Below are 873 nucleotides of genomic sequence, written 5' to 3'. Positions count from 1 at the left end.
ACGAGGCCCGACGAGAGAAACAGCAAGTCACCGCCATCTCCTTCCAAGCCATGCGAAAGGGAGGAGAAGACCATGTTTGAAGCCTTCTACGGATTTGCCCGAACTCCCTTTGGGAGGGATATCCCGCCACAAGAGCTCTATCCCTCCCATGCGCTGGAAGAAGTGCTCAGCCGCCTGTTCTACGTGGCGGAGCGGCAGCTGTTCTGTGTCCTCACCGGAGAGTGTGGGACCGGCAAAACTACCGCCGTACGGCGGTTCCAGTCGCAACTGGACCCCAATGAGTACAAGCTGATGTATCTGGCCGACTCGAAAATGACCCCGCGAAATTTCTACAAGGGGATGCTTGATCAGCTCGGTGCGGAAGCAAAGTTCTACCGGGGCGATGCCAAACGGCAGCTGCACAAAGAGGTAGAACTGATGAAGGGACTGCATAAGAAGCAACCCGTGGTCATCGTCGATGAAGCCCACCTTCTGGATCGGGAAATGCTGGAGGAAGTCCGCTTCCTCCTCAACTTCAAGATGGATGCAGTGAGTCCCATGGCGCTCATCCTCGTGGGCCAAACCGAGCTCTGGGACAAGCTCCAGATGCAGTCCTACACCGCGATCCGCCAACGCATCGACATCCAATGCAAAATGCCGGTCTTGGACCATGCCCAAGTGAAAGCCTATGTGAAGCGACACTTGACCTACGCCGGCACCGACCACGAAATTTTCTCCGATGAAGCCCTGGAAATGATCTACCGCTACTCCGGCGGCTCCGCCCGCCTAGTCAACAAAGTCTGCACCAGCACGCTGATCTATGGCTGCCAGAACGGCAAGCGGATCATCGATGACCACATGGTGAGACTCGTGATCAGCGGAGAATTAAGTTAA

Annotated in this window: 1 protein-coding gene; it reads left to right on the top strand. The window is 55.9% G+C overall.

Going from position 1 to position 873, the window contains the following annotated elements; all coding sequences use genetic code 11:
• The first annotated feature begins 72 nt into the window (after positions 1–72).
• A complete protein-coding gene (locus KCG48_RS14515) occupies positions 73–873 on the top strand; it encodes an ExeA family protein (RefSeq protein ID WP_211802890.1) in 801 nt (266 codons plus the stop codon).

Source organism: Proteiniclasticum sediminis (genome assembly GCF_018128025.1).
Lineage (GTDB): Bacteria > Bacillota > Clostridia > Clostridiales > Clostridiaceae > Proteiniclasticum > Proteiniclasticum sediminis.
The sequence above is the reverse complement of the archived record's forward strand: the minus strand, read 5'-3'. Positions and strand labels throughout refer to the sequence as shown.